Consider the following 18,280-nt stretch of genomic DNA (forward strand, 5'->3'; position numbering starts at 1 on the left):
ATCAGGTGCGGGGCCTGCGCGAGGTCGCCTCGGGCCGCCTGCGCATCAATGCGCCGCCGCCGGCGGTCGATCTCGTGCTGGCACCGATGGTCGGGCCGTTTCTTAGCGCGCATCCGCAGGTCGATTTCGACATCGTCTCGGAAAGCGGCTTCGTCGACATCGTCAGTGCCGGCTTCGATGCCGGCGTGCGCTATGGCGAACATCTCGCGCAGGACATGGTGGCGATCCCGCTGAGTGGACCGCAGAGCTATGTGGTGGTCGCTTCGCCCGATTATGTCGCGCGCCGCGCCAAGCCGCTTCATCCGAAGGATCTGCTCGATCATGATTGCATCCGCGCGCGCTATTCGAGCGGCGTCATGCACGATTGGGAGTTCGAGAAGGCCGGCCAGGTCGTGAAGGTCGATCCGCCCGCAAAACTGATCTCGACCAACATGAACCTTGCGATGCGCGCCGCGCTCGACGGCGTCGGCATCTGGGCGACGCTCGATGGCTATGTCGGCGATGCCGTGAAGTCCGGCACGCTGGTCAGCTTGATGGAAGATTGGTGCGAACCGTTCCCGGGCCCGTTCCTGTACTACCCGAGCCGACGCCAGACGCCGCCCGCGCTGCGCGCCTTCATCGATTTCGTCGCCGACTGGCGCAAGCGCGAAACGCGCAGATAGGAGCCCCTCATGGTGAGGAGGCGCGAAGCGCCGTCTCGAACCATGCAGGCCCGGCTCTCGCCCGGGGCCATCCTTCGAGACGCGCTTCGCGGCTCCTCAGGATGAGGTCGGAGGGCTTGTCACGCAGCCGGATAGTCTTCAGAGCATGCTCGGCAGCACGCGGTCCGGCGGCTTGTGCGCGTCGAGGAAGGTGCGGATGTTGATGATCACCTTCTCGCCCATCTCGACGCGGCCTTCGATCGTGGCCGAGCCCATGTGCGGCAGCAGCGTCACCTTGCCGGCCTTGGCGAGCCGCACCAGTTTTGGATTGACCGCGGGCTCGTGCTCGTAGACGTCGAGCCCGGCGCCGCCGATCTCGCCGCCTTCGATCAGCTTGATCAGCGTGTCCTCGTCGGTGACCTCGCCGCGCGCGGTGTTGACGATGTAGGCGTCTTTCCGGATCAGCTTCAGCCTGCGCGCCGAGAGCAAATGATAGGTCGCCGGCGTATGCGGGCAGTTCACCGAGATGATGTCCATCCGCGCCAGCATCTGGTCGAGGCTTTCCCAATAGGTCGCGCCAAGCTCTTCGGCGATCTTTGGCGCCACGGGACGGCGGTTGTGATAGTGGATCTGCAGGCCGAAGGCGCGGGCGCGGCGCGCGACCGCCTGGCCGATGCGGCCCATGCCGATGATGCCGAGCCGCTTGCCGCCGATGCGGTGGCCGAGCATCCAGGTCGGCGACCAGCCCGGCCAGGGTTTTCCTTCGGTCAGGATCGAGGCGCCTTCGATCATCCGCCTGGGCACGGCGAGGATCAGCGCCATGGTCATGTCGGCGGTGTCCTCGGTCAGGACTTTCGGCGTGTTGGTGACGGTGATGCCGCGGGCGTGCGCGGCCTCGACGTCGATATTGTCGACGCCGTTGCCGAAATTGGCGATCAGCCGCAGCTTGCAGTCGGGCTGGTTGATGATGTCGGCGCTGATATGGTCGGTGACGGTCGGAACCAGCACGTCGGCGGTGCGCGCGGCTTCCGCGATCTGGTCGGCGGACATCGGCGTGTCCTCGAGATTGATCCGCGCGTCGAACAATTCGCGCATCCGCGTCTCGATCGAATCCGGCAGCTTGCGCGTCACCACGACGAGGGGCTTTTTCTTCACCGACATGTCCTGCTCTCATGAGGCGTCGCGGGCCGCCTCTGTCGCCAAAGGCCGGCCGTTGAGGCCTCATTAACCCGGTTGTTCGACACTGCCCTTGCCGTGTCCGTCCCCGGCGTTTCCTCCAAGCTCTCCCGAGATTTCCGGCCGGAAAATCGGGGCAAACTGGTTGTTCAAGTGCCCGTCCTCTCTAGCAGAAGGCCGGGCCAAGACAAGAACCACGGGGCAGGCTTGGGGAACACCCGCGTGGGGCGGTTCGGGATCGACGCGGCAGGTTTGGAATTTTGGGGTGAGGGTCCGGCAAGGCCGGGTCCTCGACAGGAGACGAGTTGATGGCGTTGGGGCGTTTTTGTTCGGTGATGGCGCTTGTCTGCACCTGGTGGAGCGCCTCGGTCGGCCCCTCGCAATCGGCCAAGGACAACACCCCGCAGACCACCAGCGGCCTGCCTGTGCCGCGTTACGTCAGCCTCAAATCGGATCACGTCAACGTTCGCGCCGGCCCGACCAAGGACAATGACGTGGCCTGGGTTTACACCCGTGCCGGCCTGCCGGTCGAAATCACCGCCGAGTTCGAGAATTGGCGCCGGGTGCGCGATTCCGAGGGCGCCGAGGGCTGGGTCTATCACTCGCTGCTGTCGGGCCGCCGCACCGCGGTCGTCACCATGAAGCACAAGGACGATCTCGCCCCGATCTACGATCGTGCCGATCTCGACAGCGCCGTTGCCGCAAAGCTCCAGGCCGGCGTCGTCACCCAGGTGAAGAAGTGCACTGCAAACTGGTGCCGCGTCACCGGCAACGGCTTCGACGGCTGGATCCAGCAGGAGCGCCTCTGGGGCGTGTATTCGGACGAGCAGGTGAATTGACGCCGGAGGCGGGCGAACGTTGCCCAACGTCATGCCCGGGCTTGTCCCGGGCATCCACGCGCTTCTCGCCTGGTCCAAAACGTGAATGGCCGGGACAAGCCCGGCCATGACGATCTTCTCAGCCTAGAAAAATCTCAGCGCTTCTTGCGCAGGCGCACGACCATGTCGATGCGCGCGATCTCGTAACCCTCGGGCACCTCCGGCATCTTGGACAGCGCCAGATGCGGGTCCTCGATGTCGACCAGCTCATGGCTGTTCTCGAGGTAGTAGTGATGGTGGGTGGTGACGTTGGTGTCGAAATAGGTCTTGGTGCCGTCGACGCTGACCTGGCGGAGCAGGCCGGCATCGGTGAGCTGATTCAGCGTGTTGTAGACGGTCGCCAACGACACTGGAACCTTGGCCAGTGTCGCTTCCTCGTAGAGCATTTCAGCCGTGAGGTGCCGTGCGCCCTTGCCGAACAACAGCCAGCCGAGCGCCATGCGTTGGCGCGTCGGACGCAGCCCAGCGGACTGGAGCATTTCGTTGACGTCGTGCCAGGGGCAGCCGGTCAAAGCCGGGTGGCGGCCGGACAGCAGGGCTGCCGAATGGACGTCGTCGTCGTGACGGGGCGCTGTATTCTCGCTCATTTCCAGATTTCGGGCACGCGTGAACAATATCTATCTGCAATATAAGAACAGAAAGATGCAGATGCAAGTTTCTCGCAACTAGAGGGGTTCTAATCAGACTTGGAACCGGGCCGGGATCGCGCCATTTTACCTTGATGGATGCGCTTTGCCACCCGAAATGGCCTGTGTTAGAGAGCGCGCGGTTCCGCTTAGCCGATTTTGGCGCAGCCGGGGCATGGAGGCCCGGTCGGCAGTCCATCCGGGGCATGCGGGAGCCTCGCCTGACTGTGGCAATGGCGTTGCTCTCCAACCGAGACGGGGCCCATTTTCGCCAAAAAACGTCGCTCAATCGGAATTCAAACAGAGGCTCGGGCATGCTGAACAGGCGCAACGGTTACGAATACGAAGATCTGCTGGCCTGTGCCCGCGGCGAGATGTTCGGCCCGGGCAATGCCCAGCTGCCGCTGCCGCCGATGCTGATGTTCGATCGCATCACGGAAATCAGCGAGACCGGCGGGGAGTTTGGCAAGGGCGTGGTGCGCGCCGAGCTCGACGTGAAGCCCGACCTCTGGTTCTTCGGCTGCCATTTCAAGAACGATCCGGTGATGCCCGGCTGCCTCGGCCTCGACGCGCTGTGGCAAATGGTCGGCTTTTATCTGGGCTGGACCGGGGGCGAAGGTCGTGGGCGCGCGCTTGGTCTGAACGAATTAAAGTTCAGCGGCCAGGTGCTGCCGGAGGCACGCAAGGTTGTGTACAACGTCGATATCAAGCGCGTGATGCGTTCAAAGCTGGTGCTCGGGATCGCCGACGGATGGCTTTCGGTCGATGACCAGATTATCTATCGCGCGAAGGATCTGAAGGTCGGCCTGTTCAAGCAGGGCACGAGCCTGGGCTGAGCGCATCACCAAGAAGACAACGATTTAAGGCGAGGCTGTCATGAGGCGGGTTGTGGTCACCGGGATGGGCATCGTCTCGTCGATCGGAAACAACACCCAGGAAGTGCTTGCGAGCCTTCACGAGGCGAAGTCGGGCATTTCTCGGGCTGAGAAACATGCCGAGCTCGGCTTTCGTTCGCAGGTCGCCGGCGCGCCGACGCTCGATCCTGCGACGGTGGTCGACCGCCGCGCGATGCGTTTCCTCGGCCAGGGCGCGGCCTGGAATCACGTCGCGATGGAGCAGGCGATTCAGGACGCGGGCCTGTCGCCTGACGAAGTCTCCAACATCCGCACCGGCATCATCATGGGCTCCGGCGGCCCGTCCGCCCGCACCATCGTCGAAGCCGCCGACATCACCCGCACCAAGGGACCAAAGCGCGTCGGACCCTTTGCAGTGCCGAAGGCGATGTCGTCCACGGCCTCCGCGACGCTTGCGACCTGGTTCAAGATCAAGGGCGTGAACTACTCGATCTCCTCGGCCTGCGCGACGTCGAATCATTGCGTCGGCAATGCCTATGAGACGATCCAGATCGGCAAGCAGGACATCATCTTCGCCGGTGGCTGCGAAGAATTGGACTGGTCGCTGTCGGTGCTGTTCGACGCCATGGGCGCGATGTCCTCGAAGTACAATGACACGCCTGCCACGGCCTCGCGCCCCTACGACGTCAACCGCGACGGCTTCGTCATCGCCGGCGGCGCCGGCGTGCTGGTGCTGGAAGAGCTCGCGCATGCCAAGGCGCGCGGCGCCCGCATCTACGGCGAGATCGTCGGTTACGGCGCGACTTCGGACGGCTACGACATGGTCGCGCCATCAGGTGAAGGCGCCGAGCGCTGCATGCGCATGGCGATGTCGACGGTGAAGACCAAGGTGGACTACATCAATCCCCACGCGACCTCGACGCCGGCCGGCGATCCCCCGGAGATCGAGGCGCTGCGAAAGGTGTTCGGCACCGGCGAGAAGTGCCCGCCGATCTCGGCCACCAAGGCGCTGACCGGCCACTCGCTGGGCGCCACCGGCGTGCAGGAGGCGATCTACTCGCTGCTGATGATGAACAACGGCTTCATCTGCGAAAGCGCGCACATCCAGGAGCTCGATCCTGTTTTCGCCGACATGCCGATCGTGCGCAAGCGCATCGACAACGTCAAGATCGGCACCGTGCTGTCGAACTCCTTCGGCTTCGGCGGCACCAACGCCACGCTGGTGTTCAGCCGGCTGGATGCGTGACGTCGTTACCGACTGATGATTGTTTCGTCATGGCCGGGCAAAAGCGCGAAGCGCGTCTTCGCGCCAGATGTCCCGGCCATCGACGTCTTAGCTTCTGGCTGCGAAGGGCGTGGATGCCCGGGACAAGCCCGGGCATGACGAAGAGCGGAGACTAGCAGGCAATGGAAGGTTTGATGAAAGGCAAGCGCGGTCTGATCATGGGCATCGCCAATGATCATTCGATCGCCTGGGGCATGGCGAAGACGCTGCATGCCCACGGTGCCGAGCTCGCCTTCACCTTCCAGGGCGAGGCCCTGGGCAAGCGCGTCAAGCCGCTGGCCGAGCAGCTCGGGGTCGATCTGGTGCTGCCTTGCGACGTCGAGGATATCGCCAGCGTCGATGCCACCTTCGATGTGCTGCGCGAAAAGTGGGGCCGGCTCGACTTCGTGATCCACGCCATCGGCTTTGCCGACAAGAACGAGCTGAAGGGCCGCTACGCCGACACCAGCCGCGAGAACTTTTCGCGCACCATGGTGATCTCCTGCTTCTCGTTCACGGAAATCGCAAAGCGCGCCGCAGAGCTGATGACGGAGGGCGGCAGCATGATCACGCTGACCTTCGGCGCCTCGGAGCGCGCGATGCCGAACTACAACGTGATGGGCGTGGCCAAGGCGGCGCTGGAAGCCTCCGTGCGCTATCTCGCCTCCGATTTCGGACCACGCGGCATCCGTGTCAACGCCATCTCCGCAGGCCCCATCCGCACGCTCGCCGGCTCGGGCATCGGCGAGGCGCGTGCGATGTTCGCTTACATGCAGAAGCATTCGCCGCTCCGCCGCGGTGTCACGCTCGACGAGCTCGGCGGCTCGGCGCTGTATCTGCTGTCGGATCTGTCCGGCGGCGTGACCGGCGAGATCCACTATGTCGATTCCGGCTACAACATCGTCCTGATGCCGAGGCCGGACGATCTGAAGGCGGAATGAAGCGTTCGCAGTTTCCGTAGGGTGGGCAAAGGAGCGTAAGCGACGTGCCCACCGTCTCTTAATAATTGCAGATGGTGGGCACGGCGAAGGCGCCTTTGCCCATCCTACGAGAGCTGCCTCACCCTGCCGCGATCTTCTCCGCGCGCTGGAATGCCGGCCGCGCCATGCAGCGCGCGAGATAGGCGTCGAACGCCGGGCGCGACGGCACCATCTTGAACAGACGCACCGCGAAATTCAGGCCCGAGCCGATCGTGATGTCGGCGGCCGAAAATTCTTCGCCGAGAATCCAGGGCCCCTTCTCGAGCGCGGCCTCCAGCACGTCGAACACCTGCGTCGCGCTGCCCCAGGCGGCGGTCGAGGTCGGGATTTCGATCTTGGTGAAGATCTGGATGATGGCGGGCTCGATGCAGCCCGGCGAAAAGAAGAGCCATTGCAGATAGCGCGCACGGCGCGGATCGGTCACCCCAGGCGCAAGCTTCGTCTCGGGATAGCGATCGGCAATGTAGGCGCAGATGGCGGCGGCTTCGCCGAGTGCCGCGTCGCCGTCGCTGAGCGCCGGCACCTTCCCCATCGGGTTGACCTTGAGGAAATCCGGCGCCTTCTGCGCGCCGGTCGAGATGTCGGTCAGCACGCGCTCATAGGCAAGGCCGCTCTCTTCCATCAACCAGAGTGTCGTGAACGAGCGCGAGCGGGGCGACCAATAGAGCTTGATCATGGCGGGGAACCTTTCATCGGCGGGAAGGCCAACAGCGTGCAGGGTAGAAGCCAACCAGCATAAACGACATGTGGGTCAATGTTGTTTGGTATCGCTTAGGCGCACTGCTGGTCGAAGTCCAAGCAAGAGCGGCAACGTCTTATCGAGGCTTTCCGTCAGCATGGCGCGTACGTCGTCGCGCAGTGCGGGATTGGCGGCGGCATCTTCAGGGCGCGTTGGGAACGATTCTGCGGGTAATTCGCGATAGGGGCCGCCGATTTGTTTGCCCAGAAGCCTCTGCACCGCCAGGGAATGATGCATGTTGATCAGCGCAGAGCTCTGTCTAACAACGGAATAGTCGCGCCCGTCAAAGATGCGGATAAACGCCAGGGCGTAGAGATAGATGCGACGCCCGAGCACCACATCCTGGTTGAGGATGCCGAAGCCGCGGACCGTGTAGTTGGATGACCCGATAGGGCTGATTGAATTGAGGATCTGGATATAGTGCCGGCAATTCGTTCCTTTCGCGACCTGGCGCATGTATTCGGCCAGTTCCGCGTTGAGATCGCGGAACAGCCTGTCCTTCAATGTGTCCTTGGACTCATCGCGGGGAGGAAATTTCGTAGGGTTGTAGGGGATTCTCAGGACGGACATGCCGGCAGGGATCGCGGCGCGAGTCCGCGCGAAGATTAGATCGTTGAGTCCCCAGCCTGGGATCGGGACCACCATCTTCTTGTTCTGAAATACGGTCAAGCCGGTCGTCAGCACGGTGAACTCGTCGCCGGTAGTGACCACGACACCGACGTCGCACGAGCCGCCGACCACGGGGGCGGGCTTGCCCGTTGCTTCCCGCCGAGTAGTCGTCTTGCTGTTGGCTTGCTTGACGGATGGTCCTGCCGTCTCCGTCCCTGGTGGTCCTGATTTGGTCTGCGCCCAAGCAGATATCGAAAAGCACCACACGACAGCCGCAACGACGACCAGCCGGGGCATAACGTTGAACGGAGTCCGGCCGCAGGAAGCGGCCGAGCAATAGCCTTTGTCGTGTCCCGTCGGCAAATGCGCTTACTCGCCCTTGATGTACGCGGGTAGATACTTGTCCAGCTGGGCCGTGAGCAGGCTGCGTGTGCTGTCACGCAGCAATGCACTGTTGGTCACCTGTTCAGGAGTCTTGGGAAACTCGAGATTGTTGAGGATCTGCATATTGTCGTTCTTGTTGGAAAAACTCGAAGCAATCGCATCTCCGAAGCTCCGGGTAGGCGCTCGATGGATGTCGAAAGTTCGTCCGTCAAAAACGTTGATACGGAAATAGGCAACCACGACGCCGCGCCCGAAAGGGCTCGCCCAATTCTTGTAGACCCCGAGGCCTTCGATTGATTGGTTGGTGCCATCAACCGAAACGCGGGCTTTGGTGGCTACGACGTAGCGTTCGCAATTTGCACCGTCGACGATCTGCCGCACCAGGACCGTCAGGTCGTCACGGTCATTGCGGAACAGTTTCGCTTCCGGATGATAGTATGGCTTGAAGGCTCCCTTTGCGTAAGCGATCTTTCGGACAGCCGTGCCGGGAGCCGCGGCGCGAACCCTCGCGACGAATAGATCATCGATACCCCACGTCTCGATCGGCGCCTCCATGTACTCGTTGCCGAACATCGTGAGGCCGACATGTTGCACCGAGAACTGGTCTCCGATCGCGGAAATGACGCCGATCTGACAGGGGCCGCTCGCAGCCGCGACCGGTTGTTGTGCAGTCGGTTTGGCCTTCGGCGTCGCCTTCTTGACTGCCGGCTTGGCCGGCGCCGCCGTCTGAGCGGGAGGCGCGGCGGGTGTTGGAGGAGTTTGCGCGACTGCCGAGGTCCAAATGGACAGGAGCGCGATCAGCGAGACAGCAATGCGAACCATGAATTCCGGGAGATCAGAGGCAGGAGGTCATCGGCTTCGCCACAATAGGGTGGGAGTGTGACAACCGCAAGCTGCACCCGGAGGTCGGCGTCTATCCGGTTGGCCGTCGCCGCTTCCACCGATAATACTTCATCACGAACCCGTTCGACGGCTCGACCGCTTCCTGCTCGAACACAAAACCTTCGCGCTCGTACCAGCGCCAGGCTTTTTCGTTCTCGCGCACGCAGCGCAGATGCATCTCGTCGGGCATTTGCGTGCGCGTGAAGGCGAGCAATGTCCGTCCGAGGGACCGGCCCTGATAGGCGGGCCCGACGAAGAGCATGTCGAGATAGAGCTTCGGCACATGCAGCGCCAGCATGGCGGCGATCGTGCCGTGATCGTCGGCGACGAACAGGCTCCAGCCGTCCTCGATCTCGCGCCGGACGCGCGCGCGCAGATTTGCCAGCAGGAAGTCGCTGGCCTCGCCGAGGCCGGTCGAGACCCAGCTCTCCATCCAGACGCGGCCGACCTCGTCGTATTCGTCTGCGCGGGCGGGGCGGATGACCGGATGCGACATCCGGCGCTCAGGTCCGGTGATTGCGCACGGCAGGACGCGGGCGCGCCTTGCCGGCCGACAGGCACACCACCTCGGAGATCTGCAGCAGCTGCCGGGCCAGTGGGCTGGTCTTGCGCCAGACCATGCCGATGGTGCGGGATGGTTGCGGATCGCGGAAGCGCGCGAGCGAGACCGAGGCCGATCGCGTTTCCACCGGCACCGCCATCTCCGGTATCAAGGTGACGCCGATGCCGGCGCTGACCATCTGGACCAGCGTCGACAGCGAATTGGCATCCAGCATCTCGCGCGGCGGCGCCGATTGCATGTTGCAGAACGACAGCGCCTGATCGCGGAAGCAATGGCCCTCCTCGAGCAGCAGCAGCCGCATCTCGCGCATCATCTCGCGCGAAGGTGCCGGCGTTCCCTCATCCGCACCCGGCCGGACCAGCAGGAATTTTTCCTCGAACAGGGCGACCTCGGTGAGCGAGGGTTCGGACACCGGCAGCGCCACGATGGCGGTGTCGAGCCGCCCCTCCACCAATTCCTGGATCAGCCGCGGCGTCATGGTCTCGCGCACGCGGATGTCGAGCTCCGGATGCAGTCGCGTGAGATTCTTGGTGATCGTGGGCAGGAGATAAGGCGCGATCGTCGGGATCATGCCGATGCGCAGCCGGCCCACGAAGCGATCCTGGGAGGCGCGGGCGAAATCGCCGAGCTCATCGACCGAGCGCAAAATGTCGCGGACGCGTTGTGCGAGCTCCTCGCCGAACCGGGTCAGCGCCACCTGCCGGGCGCTGCGCTCCAGCAGCAAGCCGCCGAGCGTCTCCTCCAACTCCTTGATCTGCATCGACAAGGCCGGTTGCGAGATCGAGCAGGACTCAGCCGCGCGGCCGAAATGGCCGTGCCGCGCCAACGCGTCGAAATACCGGAGCTGGCGCAGCGTCAGGTTGATCATCAGAAAATCCTATCGCAGCGATCATTAAAGTCAACTTTACCTGATAGGAGGCGGCGCTTAGAGTGATTCAACCTGGTCAAAGGCGCGAGTTCGACGCCACCAGAGGAGGTATTCATGGACGACACTTCGAAGTGCCCGTTTTCGGGTGGAAAACGCGTGCCGGCGAACCGCGACTGGTGGCCGACGCAGCTCAGCATCGAGATGCTGCATAAGAATTCCAACCTGTCCGATCCGATGGGCAAGGAGTTCGACTATGCCAAGGAATTCAAGACGCTCGACCTGAACGCGGTCATCAAGGACCTCACCGCTCTGATGACCGACTCGCAGGAGTGGTGGCCCGCCGACTTCGGTCACTATGGCGGCCTGATGATCCGCATGGCCTGGCACAGTGCGGGCACCTACCGCACCACCGACGGCCGCGGCGGCGCCGGCGCCGGCCAGCAGCGTTTCGCTCCGCTCAACAGCTGGCCCGACAACGCCAATCTCGACAAGGCGCGCCGTCTGCTCTGGCCGATCAAGCAGAAATACGGTCGCAAGATTTCCTGGGCCGATCTGATGGTGCTCGCCGGCAACGTCGCGCTGGAATCGATGGGCTTCAAGACCTTCGGCTTCGCCGGCGGCCGCGCCGACGTCTGGGAGCCCGAAGAGCTCTATTGGGGTCCCGAGGGCACCTGGCTCGGCGATGAGCGCTACAGCGGCGAACGTCAGCTCGCCGAGCCGCTCGGCGCGGTGCAGATGGGCCTCATCTACGTCAATCCGGAAGGCCCGAACGGCAAGCCGGATCCGATTGCTGCGGCCAAGGACATCCGCGAGACGTTCGCCCGCATGGCGATGAACGACGAGGAAACCGTTGCGCTGATCGCCGGTGGTCACACCTTCGGCAAAACCCATGGCGCAGGTGATCCCTCGCTGGTCGGACCGGAGCCGGAAGCGGGCGCGCTGGAAGATCAGGGCCTCGGCTGGAAGAGCAAGCACGCTTCGGGTCTGGCAGGCGATTCCATTACCAGCGGCCTCGAGGTGACCTGGACGACGACGCCGACCAAGTGGAGCAACAACTTCTTCGAGAACCTGTTCAAGTACGAATGGGAGCTGACCAAGAGCCCGGGCGGTGCGCAGCAGTGGACGGCAAAGGGCGCCGAGGCGATCATTCCTGACGCCTTCGACAAGTCGAAGAAGCATCGGCCGACGATGCTGACCACCGACCTCTCGCTGCGCCTCGATCCCGCCTATGAGAAGATCTCGCGGCGCTTCCTCGAAAACCCCGATCAGTTCGCGGACGCCTTCGCCCGCGCCTGGTTCAAGCTGACCCATCGCGACATGGGCCCGATCCAGCGCTATCTCGGTCCGCAGGTGCCGAAGGAGACGTTGATCTGGCAGGATCCGATTCCGGCCGTGAATCACGAGCTGGTCAGCGACCAGGACATCGCGGCGCTGAAAACCAAGATCCTGGCTTCGGGCCTCTCGGTCTCAGAGCTGGTCTCGACCGCCTGGGCGTCGGCCTCGACGTTCCGCGGCTCGGACAAGCGTGGCGGCGCCAACGGCGCGCGCATCCGCCTTGCCCCGCAGAAGGATTGGGAGGTGAACCAGCCGGCTCAGCTCTCCAAGGTGCTCGGCAAGCTCGAAGCGATCCAGAAGGACTTCAACGCGTCGTCCGGCGCGAAGAAGGTCTCACTCGCGGATCTCATCGTCCTCGGCGGTACCGCCGCGGTCGAGAAGGCCGCGAAGGATGCCGGCGTCGACGTGAAGGTCGGCTTCACCCCGGGCCGCATGGATGCCTCGCAGGAGCAGACCGACGCGGAGTCCTTCGCGCCGCTCGAGCCGCGGGCCGATGGTTTCCGCAACTACGTCGGCAAGAAGCATCAGTTCCTGCAGCAGGAAGAAGCCCTCGTCGATCGCGCGCAGCTCCTGAGGCTCACCGGCCCCGAGATGACGGCGCTGATCGGCGGCCTGCGTGTGCTCGGTGCCAATGCGAACGGTTCGAAGCACGGTGTTCTCACCGCGAAGGTGGGCACGCTGAGCAACGACTACTTCGTCAATTTGCTCGACATGAGCACGCAGTGGACGCCGGCGGCTGACGGTAGCTACGAGGCCCGGGACCGCAAGACAAATGCGGTGAAGTGGACCGGCACGCGCGTCGACCTGATCTTCGGCGCGCACTCGCAACTTCGCGCCTACGCGGAAGTCTATGCCACGTCGGATTCCAAGCAGCAGTTCGTGCAGGACTTCGCCAAGGCCTGGACCAAGGTGATGAACCTCGACCGGTACGATCTCGCGGCGTCCTGACGCGGTGTTGCTTCACCTCTCCCGCAAGCGGGAGAGGGAGCGCAGATCGGCCAGGGTGAGCACAAACAAAAAAGGGCGGCCTTTCGGCCGCCCTTCGTGTTTCTGACCGGGTGCGAGACTTACTCGCCGGCGGCTTCGCGCGGAGCCTTCTCGCCCTCGCCGCCCTTGCCTTCGAGGTCTTCGCCGGTGGTCTGGTCGACGACCTTCATCGACAGGCGGGTCTTGCCGCGGTCGTCGAAGCCGAGCAGCTTGACCTTGACCTTGTCGCCTTCCTTGACGACGTCGGAGGTCTTCTGCACGCGCGCCGAAGCGAGCTGGCTGATGTGGACGAGGCCGTCCTTGGAGCCGAAGAAGTTCACGAAGGCGCCGAACTCCATCACCTTGACGACGGTGCCGTCATAGATCTGGCCGACTTCCGGATCGGACGCGATCGACTTGATCCACTTGATCGCGGCCTTCATCGCCTCGCCGTCGCTGGAGGCGACCTTCACGGTGCCGTCGTCCTCGATGTTGACCTTGGCGCCGGTCTTCTCGACGATCTCGCGGATCACCTTGCCGCCGGTGCCGATCACTTCGCGGATCTTGTCGGTGGCGATCTTGAAGGTCTCGATGCGCGGCGCGTACTCGCCGAGCTCGGCACGGGCGTTGGTGAGCGCCTTGGCCATCTCGCCGAGGATGTGGATACGTCCATCCTTGGCCTGGGCGAGCGCCACCTTCATGATCTCTTCGGTGATGCCCTCGATCTTGATGTCCATCTGGAGCGAGGTGATACCCTGCTCGGTGCCGGCGACCTTGAAGTCCATGTCGCCGAGATGGTCCTCGTCGCCGAGGATGTCCGAGAGAACTGCGAAGCGCTTGTCTTCCAGGATCAGGCCCATCGCGATGCCCGCGGTCGGCCGCTTCAGCGGCACGCCGGCATCCATCAGCGCCAGCGAAGCGCCGCAGACCGAAGCCATCGAGGACGAGCCGTTCGACTCGGTGATCTCCGACACCACGCGCGTGGTGTAGGGGAATTCGTGGTGCGGCGGCAGCACCGGGTGGATCGCGCGCCAGGCCAGCTTGCCATGGCCGATCTCGCGGCGCTTGGTGCCGCCGAGGCGACCGGTCTCACCGACCGAGTAGGGAGGGAAGTTGTAGTGCAGCAGGAACGTCTCTTTGTACGTTCCAGAAAGCGCGTCGATGTACTGCTCGTCCTCGCCGGTGCCGAGCGTGGTCACGACCATCGCCTGGGTCTCGCCGCGGGTGAACAGCGCCGAACCGTGGGCGCGGGGCAGCACGCCGACTTCGGCGACGATGTTGCGCACGGTCTTGCTGTCGCGACCGTCGATGCGCTTGCCGGTGTCGAGGATGTTCCAGCGAACGATCTTGGCTTCGAGCTCCTTGAACACGCCGCCGATGCGCAGCTTGTCGTATTTCGGCTCCTGCCCTTCCGGGAAGTAGTGGGCGATCACCTTTTCCTTGACCTTGCCGACCGCGGCGTAGCGATCCTGCTTGACCGGAATGGCGTAGGCAGCCCGCAGCTCCTGCTCGACCATGCCGAGCATTTCCTTTTCGAGCGCGGAATTGTCGATCGTGGTGACTTCGCGCGGCTCCTTGGCGGCCTTCTCGGCGAGCTCGATGATCGCGTTGATCACCGGCTGGAAGTGGCGGTGACCGAACATCACCGCACCGAGCATGATCTCTTCGTTCAGTTCCTTGGCTTCCGATTCCACCATCAGCACGGCGTCGGCGGTGCCGGCGACGACGAGGTCGAGCTGGGTGTCGACCATTTCGTCGAGCGTCGGGTTGAGGATGAACTCGTCATTGGCGAAGCCGACGCGGGCCGCGCCGATCGGGCCCTTGAACGGTGCGCCCGACAGGGTCAGCGCCGCCGACGAGGCCACCAGCGCGACGATGTCGGGGTCGTTTTCCATGTCATGCGAGAGCACGGTGACGATCACCTGGGTCTCGTTGCGCCAGCCGTCGACGAACAGCGGACGGATCGGACGGTCGATCAGGCGGGAGACCAGCGTCTCCTTCTCGGTCGGACGTCCCTCGCGCTTGAAATAGCCGCCGGGAATGCGGCCCGCAGCGTAGGTCTTTTCCTGGTAGTCGACGGTCAGCGGCAGGAAGTCGACGCCTTCGCGCGGCGCCTTCGCCGCGACGACGGTGGCAAGCACCACGGTCTCGCCATAGGTGGCGACGACGGCGCCGTCGGCCTGGCGGGCGATCTTGCCGGTTTCCAGCTTGAGAGGGCGTCCGCCCCAGTCGATCTCGACTGAATGCTTATTGAACATAGAGGTCTTCTTTCATGGGTTCTCGAAAGAAGGATGGCCCCGAAAAACAAAAACCATGCGCAAGATTGCGGGACGCTGATCGAAGCGGGTGATCAGCGTCCTGCGATCCTGCCATGGTTTTTGGATTTCGGATGGCGTCCATCCTTTCGGGTCATACGGGCGCCTTGCCCGTTGTGCCCAGCCGCCGGATTGCTGCTGGACTTTCAGTCGGCGCGAATGCGAACACCGAACCGCGGTCTTCGCCGATCGTGCCCCGGATGCCAGCCGTCAACGGCTCGCATCCGACGTGCGCGCAGCCTCGATCAAAAAGCTTAAAATAGGCGCTTTCGTTCGAAGCCGCGTGCGAAAACGCGCGCCGTTGGCGCGCGCAAGAACTGTTAACGACGAATGTTGTGCTTCTCGAGCAGCGCCTTGTACCGTGCTTCGTCCCGCTTCTTGAGGTAGTCGAGCAGCGAGCGGCGGGTCGAGACCAGCTTCAAGAGGCCGCGACGCGAATGGTTGTCCTTCACGTGGGTCTTGAAATGGTTGGTGAGGTTGTTGATGCGTTCCGACAGGATCGCGACCTGGACCTCGGGCGAGCCGGTGTCGCCGGCCTTGTTGGCATTCGTCTTGATGACTTCCGCTTTGCGTTCTGCGGCAATCGACATCGTCAATTTCTCTCGTTGCGACCGGCTGAGGCAGTCAGGCCGGTCAGGTTGAACACACGCTTGGGGATGATTTCGCCATTGCCGACTTCAGCAAGCGCGAGAAGCCGGCCTGCCACCGTGACATAGACTGTGCCGCTACAAGTGGGCGCATCCCGTCCGCGCAACAAAACGGCCTGGCCCCGATGGAGCCTTGCCGCATCGGCCCGAGTGACGGCCAGTGCCGGGATGTCGTCCAGCGCGGTCTCAACGGGCATAAGCGCGTCCGCGAGGCTACCCTCGCCGGACGCGGCTCTATCGCACAAAGCCTCCAGCTGATCCAGCGGAATCATGTCGTTTTCGCCAAATGGGCCGACCAGGGTCCGCCGTAGCGCGCAGATATGGCCGAAAGTGCCTAGAATCCGGCCCATATCGCGGGCAAGGGCGCGGACATAGGTGCCCTTGCCGCATTCGGCCTCGAACACGGCCCGGTCGTTATCCGGTTGATCCACAAGGGTTAAATGGTGAATCTCGACGGGACGGGCAGCCAGTTCGACGACCTCGCCGTCGCGGGCGAGGTCATAGGCGCGCTCGCCCTGGATCTTGATCGCGGAATAACGCGGTGGGATCTGCTCGATCACCCCGGTGAAGCGGGGCAGGAGGGCCAGGATGGCCTCACGGGTCGGACGCTGGTCCGAGGTCGCGGTGACCCGGCCCTCGATGTCGTCGGTGTCGCGCTCCTCGCCCCAGCACACCGTGAACTGGTAGCGCTTGCGGCCGTCCATGACGAAGGGAACGGTCTTGGTGGCTTCCCCGAGCGCGATCGGCAGCCCGCCCGAGGCGAGCGGATCAAGCGTGCCGGCGTGTCCGGCGCGCTTGGCGTTGAACAGGCGCTTCAGCACCGCAACCGCCTGCGTCGAGGTCATGCCGATCGGCTTGTCGAGCACGACCCAGCCATGGACGTCGCGCCGGTCGCGGCGAACCTGGTTGCCCTTTTGCTTGTTATTGGCACGCGGATCATTGTTGACGCGGCGCGGCTCCTGATGCGGCTGAGAACTGCCGCCGAGGTCCGCAAAATTATTTTTCTGCACGTCGCGCTGATCGGCCTCTTCGCCGCCGATCGTGCCGTGAGCGGGGTCCATTGTCATTGTTCTTCTTCCCGATCCTGTTCCAGGTCCTGTTCGAGATCCTTCTGCACCGCAGGTGTTCGCAAAAGCTTCTCGATCCGTTCCGCTTCGTCGAATCGTTCGTCGACGCGGAAGCGAAGGTCAGGTGCAAATTTCAGGTTAACGCGCCGCGCGACTTCGCCGCGCAAGAACTTCTTGTTGCGTTCGAGCGCAGCGATGACGATCTCGGTGTCGCGGCCACCGAGCGGCATCACATAGACCGTCGCGAGCTTCAGGTCGGGCGACATCCGCACCTCCGGCACGGTGATGATGTGACCTTCGAGATCCGCATCATGCACATTGCCTTGCGCCAGAATCTCGGCCATCGCGTGGCGAACCTGCTCGCCGACGCGCAACTGACGTTGCGAGCCTCCGCCGGGTGCGGAACTCTTTTTCTGATGATGGCGTGGCATTCTCGAAAATCACCTCGTCATGCCCGTGTTTGGGACACGGGCATTGTCATTTGTCCTGTTGAAACGAAGAGGGGTGGATGGCCGGAAAAAATCCGGCCATCGCACTCCCGCAATTTCAGCTCAAAAAGATCCGGGCGCTTCGGTAAGATTTGGACTTACAGGGAGCGCTGGATCGTCTCCACGCGGTAACACTCGATCACGTCACCGGCGCGCATGTCGTGGTAGTTCTCGAAGGCCATGCCGCATTCCTGACCGGACTGGACTTCCTTCACTTCATCCTTGAAGCGCTTCAGCGTCGACAGCTTGCCCTCGTGCACGACGACGTTGTCGCGGATCAGGCGCACATTGGCGCCGCGTTCCACGGTGCCGTCGGTGACGCGGCAGCCGGCGACCTTGCCGACCTTGGAGATGTTGAAGATCTCCAGGATGGCGGCATTGCCCAGCATGGTTTCGCGCAAGGTCGGCGCGAGCAAGCCGCTCATCGCCTTCTTCACGTCGTCCACGAGGTCGTAGATGATGTTGTAGTAGCGGATCTCGATGCCGTTGCGCTTGGCGGCCGCAGCGGCCTCCTTGTTGGCACGAACCGAGAAGCCGATGATCGCGGCGTTGAAGCCTTCGGCCAGCGTCACGTCGGATTCCGAGATGCCGCCGACGCCGGCATGCAGGATGCGGGCTGCGACTTCGTCGGTGCCGAGCTTCTCCAGCGAGCCGAGGATCGCTTCCAGCGAGCCTTGCACGTCGGCCTTGATGATCAGCGGGAATTCCTTGCGGCCCGCGGTCTTCAATTGCGACATCATCTGCTCGAGGGAGCCGCGCATGCCGGAGATCGAGGCAGCCGCGTTCTCGCGCTTCTGGTGCGCACGATAGCTGGTGACCTGGCGGGCGCGGGCTTCGTTCTCGACCACGGCGAGACGATCGCCGGCTTCCGGCGGACCGTTGAAGCCGAGCACTTCGACCGGCACCGACGGACCTGCTTCCTGCACGGTCTCGCCCTGATCCGAGATCAGCGCGCGGACGCGGCCCATCTCGGCGCCTGCGACGATGATGTCGCCGACC

Annotated in this window: 18 protein-coding genes; 6 read left to right on the top strand and 12 right to left on the bottom strand. The window is 63.5% G+C overall.

The genetic code is table 11. From position 1 onward, the window contains the following. A partial coding sequence (locus MOV75_RS07190; protein WP_247005273.1) for a LysR substrate-binding domain-containing protein occupies positions 1-662 on the top strand: 662 nt, incomplete at its 5' end. Positions 663-800: 138 nt separating this feature from the next. On the opposite strand, the gene MOV75_RS07195 is transcribed toward MOV75_RS07190, so the two are convergent. Next, a complete protein-coding gene (locus MOV75_RS07195) occupies positions 801-1,802 on the bottom strand; it encodes a D-glycerate dehydrogenase (RefSeq protein WP_018323404.1) in 1,002 nt (333 codons plus the stop codon). Positions 1,803-2,125: 323 nt separating this feature from the next. Here MOV75_RS07195 and MOV75_RS07200 point away from each other — a divergent pair, with 323 nt between their 5' ends. Then, positions 2,126-2,656, top strand: coding sequence for an SH3 domain-containing protein (locus MOV75_RS07200; protein WP_246925756.1), 531 nt, complete (start codon positions 2,126-2,128; stop codon positions 2,654-2,656). 134 nt (positions 2,657-2,790) lie between these two features. Here the strand turns inward: MOV75_RS07200 and irrA are convergent, their stop codons facing one another. Beyond that, entirely contained in the window at positions 2,791-3,282 is a 492-nt protein-coding gene (irrA, locus tag MOV75_RS07205) for an iron response transcriptional regulator IrrA (protein ID WP_212083389.1), read from the bottom strand. A gap of 353 nt (positions 3,283-3,635) precedes the next feature. Here irrA and fabA point away from each other — a divergent pair, with 353 nt between their 5' ends. From fabA to fabI, 3 genes are all read left to right on the top strand, one after another. Next, positions 3,636-4,157, top strand: a complete 522-nt coding sequence (gene fabA, locus MOV75_RS07210; protein WP_246925753.1) for a bifunctional 3-hydroxydecanoyl-ACP dehydratase/trans-2-decenoyl-ACP isomerase — start codon at positions 3,636-3,638, stop codon at positions 4,155-4,157. A gap of 40 nt (positions 4,158-4,197) precedes the next feature. Further along, the gene (fabB, locus tag MOV75_RS07215; RefSeq protein ID WP_246925750.1) at positions 4,198-5,421 is read left to right on the top strand and encodes a beta-ketoacyl-ACP synthase I; all 1,224 of its coding nucleotides are present in this window, start codon (positions 4,198-4,200) and stop codon (positions 5,419-5,421) included. A gap of 161 nt (positions 5,422-5,582) precedes the next feature. Beyond that, positions 5,583-6,380 carry an enoyl-ACP reductase FabI gene (gene fabI / locus MOV75_RS07220; protein WP_246925748.1) on the top strand — a complete coding sequence of 266 codons (798 nt, stop codon included), beginning with the start codon at positions 5,583-5,585 and terminating at the stop codon, positions 6,378-6,380. Between the two features lie 118 nt (positions 6,381-6,498). Here fabI and MOV75_RS07225 read toward each other — a convergent pair whose 3' ends face one another. From MOV75_RS07225 to MOV75_RS07245, 5 genes are all read right to left on the bottom strand, one after another. After that, the gene (locus tag MOV75_RS07225; RefSeq protein ID WP_246925746.1) at positions 6,499-7,095 is read right to left on the bottom strand and encodes a glutathione S-transferase family protein; all 597 of its coding nucleotides are present in this window, start codon (positions 7,093-7,095) and stop codon (positions 6,499-6,501) included. 75 nt (positions 7,096-7,170) lie between these two features. Further along, positions 7,171-8,064 carry a hypothetical protein gene (locus MOV75_RS07230; RefSeq protein ID WP_246925743.1) on the bottom strand — a complete coding sequence of 298 codons (894 nt, stop codon included), beginning with the start codon at positions 8,062-8,064 and terminating at the stop codon, positions 7,171-7,173. 72 nt (positions 8,065-8,136) lie between these two features. Further along, entirely contained in the window at positions 8,137-8,745 is a 609-nt protein-coding gene (locus MOV75_RS07235; protein WP_246925740.1) for a hypothetical protein, read from the bottom strand. Positions 8,746-9,064: 319 nt separating this feature from the next. Next, positions 9,065-9,529: a GNAT family N-acetyltransferase gene (locus MOV75_RS07240; RefSeq protein WP_246925739.1), complete on the bottom strand. Its 465-nt coding sequence runs from the start codon at positions 9,527-9,529 to the stop codon at positions 9,065-9,067. A gap of 7 nt (positions 9,530-9,536) precedes the next feature. Further along, positions 9,537-10,463, bottom strand: coding sequence for a hydrogen peroxide-inducible genes activator (locus MOV75_RS07245; protein WP_246925738.1), 927 nt, complete (start codon positions 10,461-10,463; stop codon positions 9,537-9,539). A gap of 114 nt (positions 10,464-10,577) precedes the next feature. Between MOV75_RS07245 and katG the strand changes: the two genes are divergently transcribed. Beyond that, positions 10,578-12,746 (top strand): catalase/peroxidase HPI, encoded by a 2,169-nt coding sequence (gene katG / locus MOV75_RS07250; protein ID WP_247005274.1) that lies wholly within the window; start codon positions 10,578-10,580, stop codon positions 12,744-12,746. A 119-nt stretch (positions 12,747-12,865) separates the two neighbouring features. Here the strand turns inward: katG and pnp are convergent, their stop codons facing one another. From pnp to MOV75_RS07275, 5 genes are all read right to left on the bottom strand, one after another. Then, on the bottom strand, positions 12,866-15,022 hold the full coding sequence (gene pnp / locus MOV75_RS07255) for a polyribonucleotide nucleotidyltransferase (RefSeq protein ID WP_246928249.1): 2,157 nt from the start codon (positions 15,020-15,022) through the stop codon (positions 12,866-12,868). Positions 15,023-15,399: 377 nt separating this feature from the next. Further along, positions 15,400-15,669, bottom strand: a complete 270-nt coding sequence (gene rpsO / locus MOV75_RS07260) for a 30S ribosomal protein S15 (RefSeq protein ID WP_008131787.1) — start codon at positions 15,667-15,669, stop codon at positions 15,400-15,402. Between the two features lie 2 nt (positions 15,670-15,671). Further along, a complete protein-coding gene (truB, locus tag MOV75_RS07265) occupies positions 15,672-16,793 on the bottom strand; it encodes a tRNA pseudouridine(55) synthase TruB (protein WP_246928252.1) in 1,122 nt (373 codons plus the stop codon). Beyond that, positions 16,790-17,224, bottom strand: a complete 435-nt coding sequence (gene rbfA, locus MOV75_RS07270; RefSeq protein ID WP_246928255.1) for a 30S ribosome-binding factor RbfA — start codon at positions 17,222-17,224, stop codon at positions 16,790-16,792. Before rbfA ends, truB begins: the two co-directional genes overlap by 4 nt. A 155-nt stretch (positions 17,225-17,379) precedes the next feature. After that, on the bottom strand, positions 17,380-18,280 hold a 901-nt coding region (locus tag MOV75_RS07275; protein ID WP_247005275.1), incomplete at its 5' end, for a translation initiation factor IF-2.

Origin of the sequence: Bradyrhizobium sp. PRIMUS42 (assembly GCF_023006515.1) — a bacterium.
Lineage (GTDB): Bacteria > Pseudomonadota > Alphaproteobacteria > Rhizobiales > Xanthobacteraceae > Bradyrhizobium.

What these genes read in the sequence shown, in the direction of transcription:
- MOV75_RS07195 (WP_018323404.1), bottom strand. Translation starts at nt 1,802, where the DNA reads ATGTCGGTGAAGAAAAAGCCCCTCGTCGTGGTGACGCGCAAGCTGCCG.
- MOV75_RS07200 (WP_246925756.1), top strand. Translation starts at nt 2,126, where the DNA reads ATGGCGTTGGGGCGTTTTTGTTCGGTGATGGCGCTTGTCTGCACCTGG.
- irrA (WP_212083389.1), bottom strand. Translation starts at nt 3,282, where the DNA reads ATGAGCGAGAATACAGCGCCCCGTCACGACGACGACGTCCATTCGGCA.
- fabA (WP_246925753.1), top strand. Translation starts at nt 3,636, where the DNA reads ATGCTGAACAGGCGCAACGGTTACGAATACGAAGATCTGCTGGCCTGT.
- fabB (WP_246925750.1), top strand. Translation starts at nt 4,198, where the DNA reads ATGAGGCGGGTTGTGGTCACCGGGATGGGCATCGTCTCGTCGATCGGA.
- fabI (WP_246925748.1), top strand. Translation starts at nt 5,583, where the DNA reads ATGGAAGGTTTGATGAAAGGCAAGCGCGGTCTGATCATGGGCATCGCC.
- MOV75_RS07225 (WP_246925746.1), bottom strand. Translation starts at nt 7,095, where the DNA reads ATGATCAAGCTCTATTGGTCGCCCCGCTCGCGCTCGTTCACGACACTC.
- MOV75_RS07230 (WP_246925743.1), bottom strand. Translation starts at nt 8,064, where the DNA reads ATGCCCCGGCTGGTCGTCGTTGCGGCTGTCGTGTGGTGCTTTTCGATA.
- MOV75_RS07240 (WP_246925739.1), bottom strand. Translation starts at nt 9,529, where the DNA reads ATGTCGCATCCGGTCATCCGCCCCGCCCGCGCAGACGAATACGACGAG.
- MOV75_RS07245 (WP_246925738.1), bottom strand. Translation starts at nt 10,463, where the DNA reads ATGATCAACCTGACGCTGCGCCAGCTCCGGTATTTCGACGCGTTGGCG.
- katG (WP_247005274.1), top strand. Translation starts at nt 10,578, where the DNA reads ATGGACGACACTTCGAAGTGCCCGTTTTCGGGTGGAAAACGCGTGCCG.
- pnp (WP_246928249.1), bottom strand. Translation starts at nt 15,022, where the DNA reads ATGTTCAATAAGCATTCAGTCGAGATCGACTGGGGCGGACGCCCTCTC.
- rpsO (WP_008131787.1), bottom strand. Translation starts at nt 15,669, where the DNA reads ATGTCGATTGCCGCAGAACGCAAAGCGGAAGTCATCAAGACGAATGCC.
- truB (WP_246928252.1), bottom strand. Translation starts at nt 16,793, where the DNA reads ATGACAATGGACCCCGCTCACGGCACGATCGGCGGCGAAGAGGCCGAT.
- rbfA (WP_246928255.1), bottom strand. Translation starts at nt 17,224, where the DNA reads ATGCCACGCCATCATCAGAAAAAGAGTTCCGCACCCGGCGGAGGCTCG.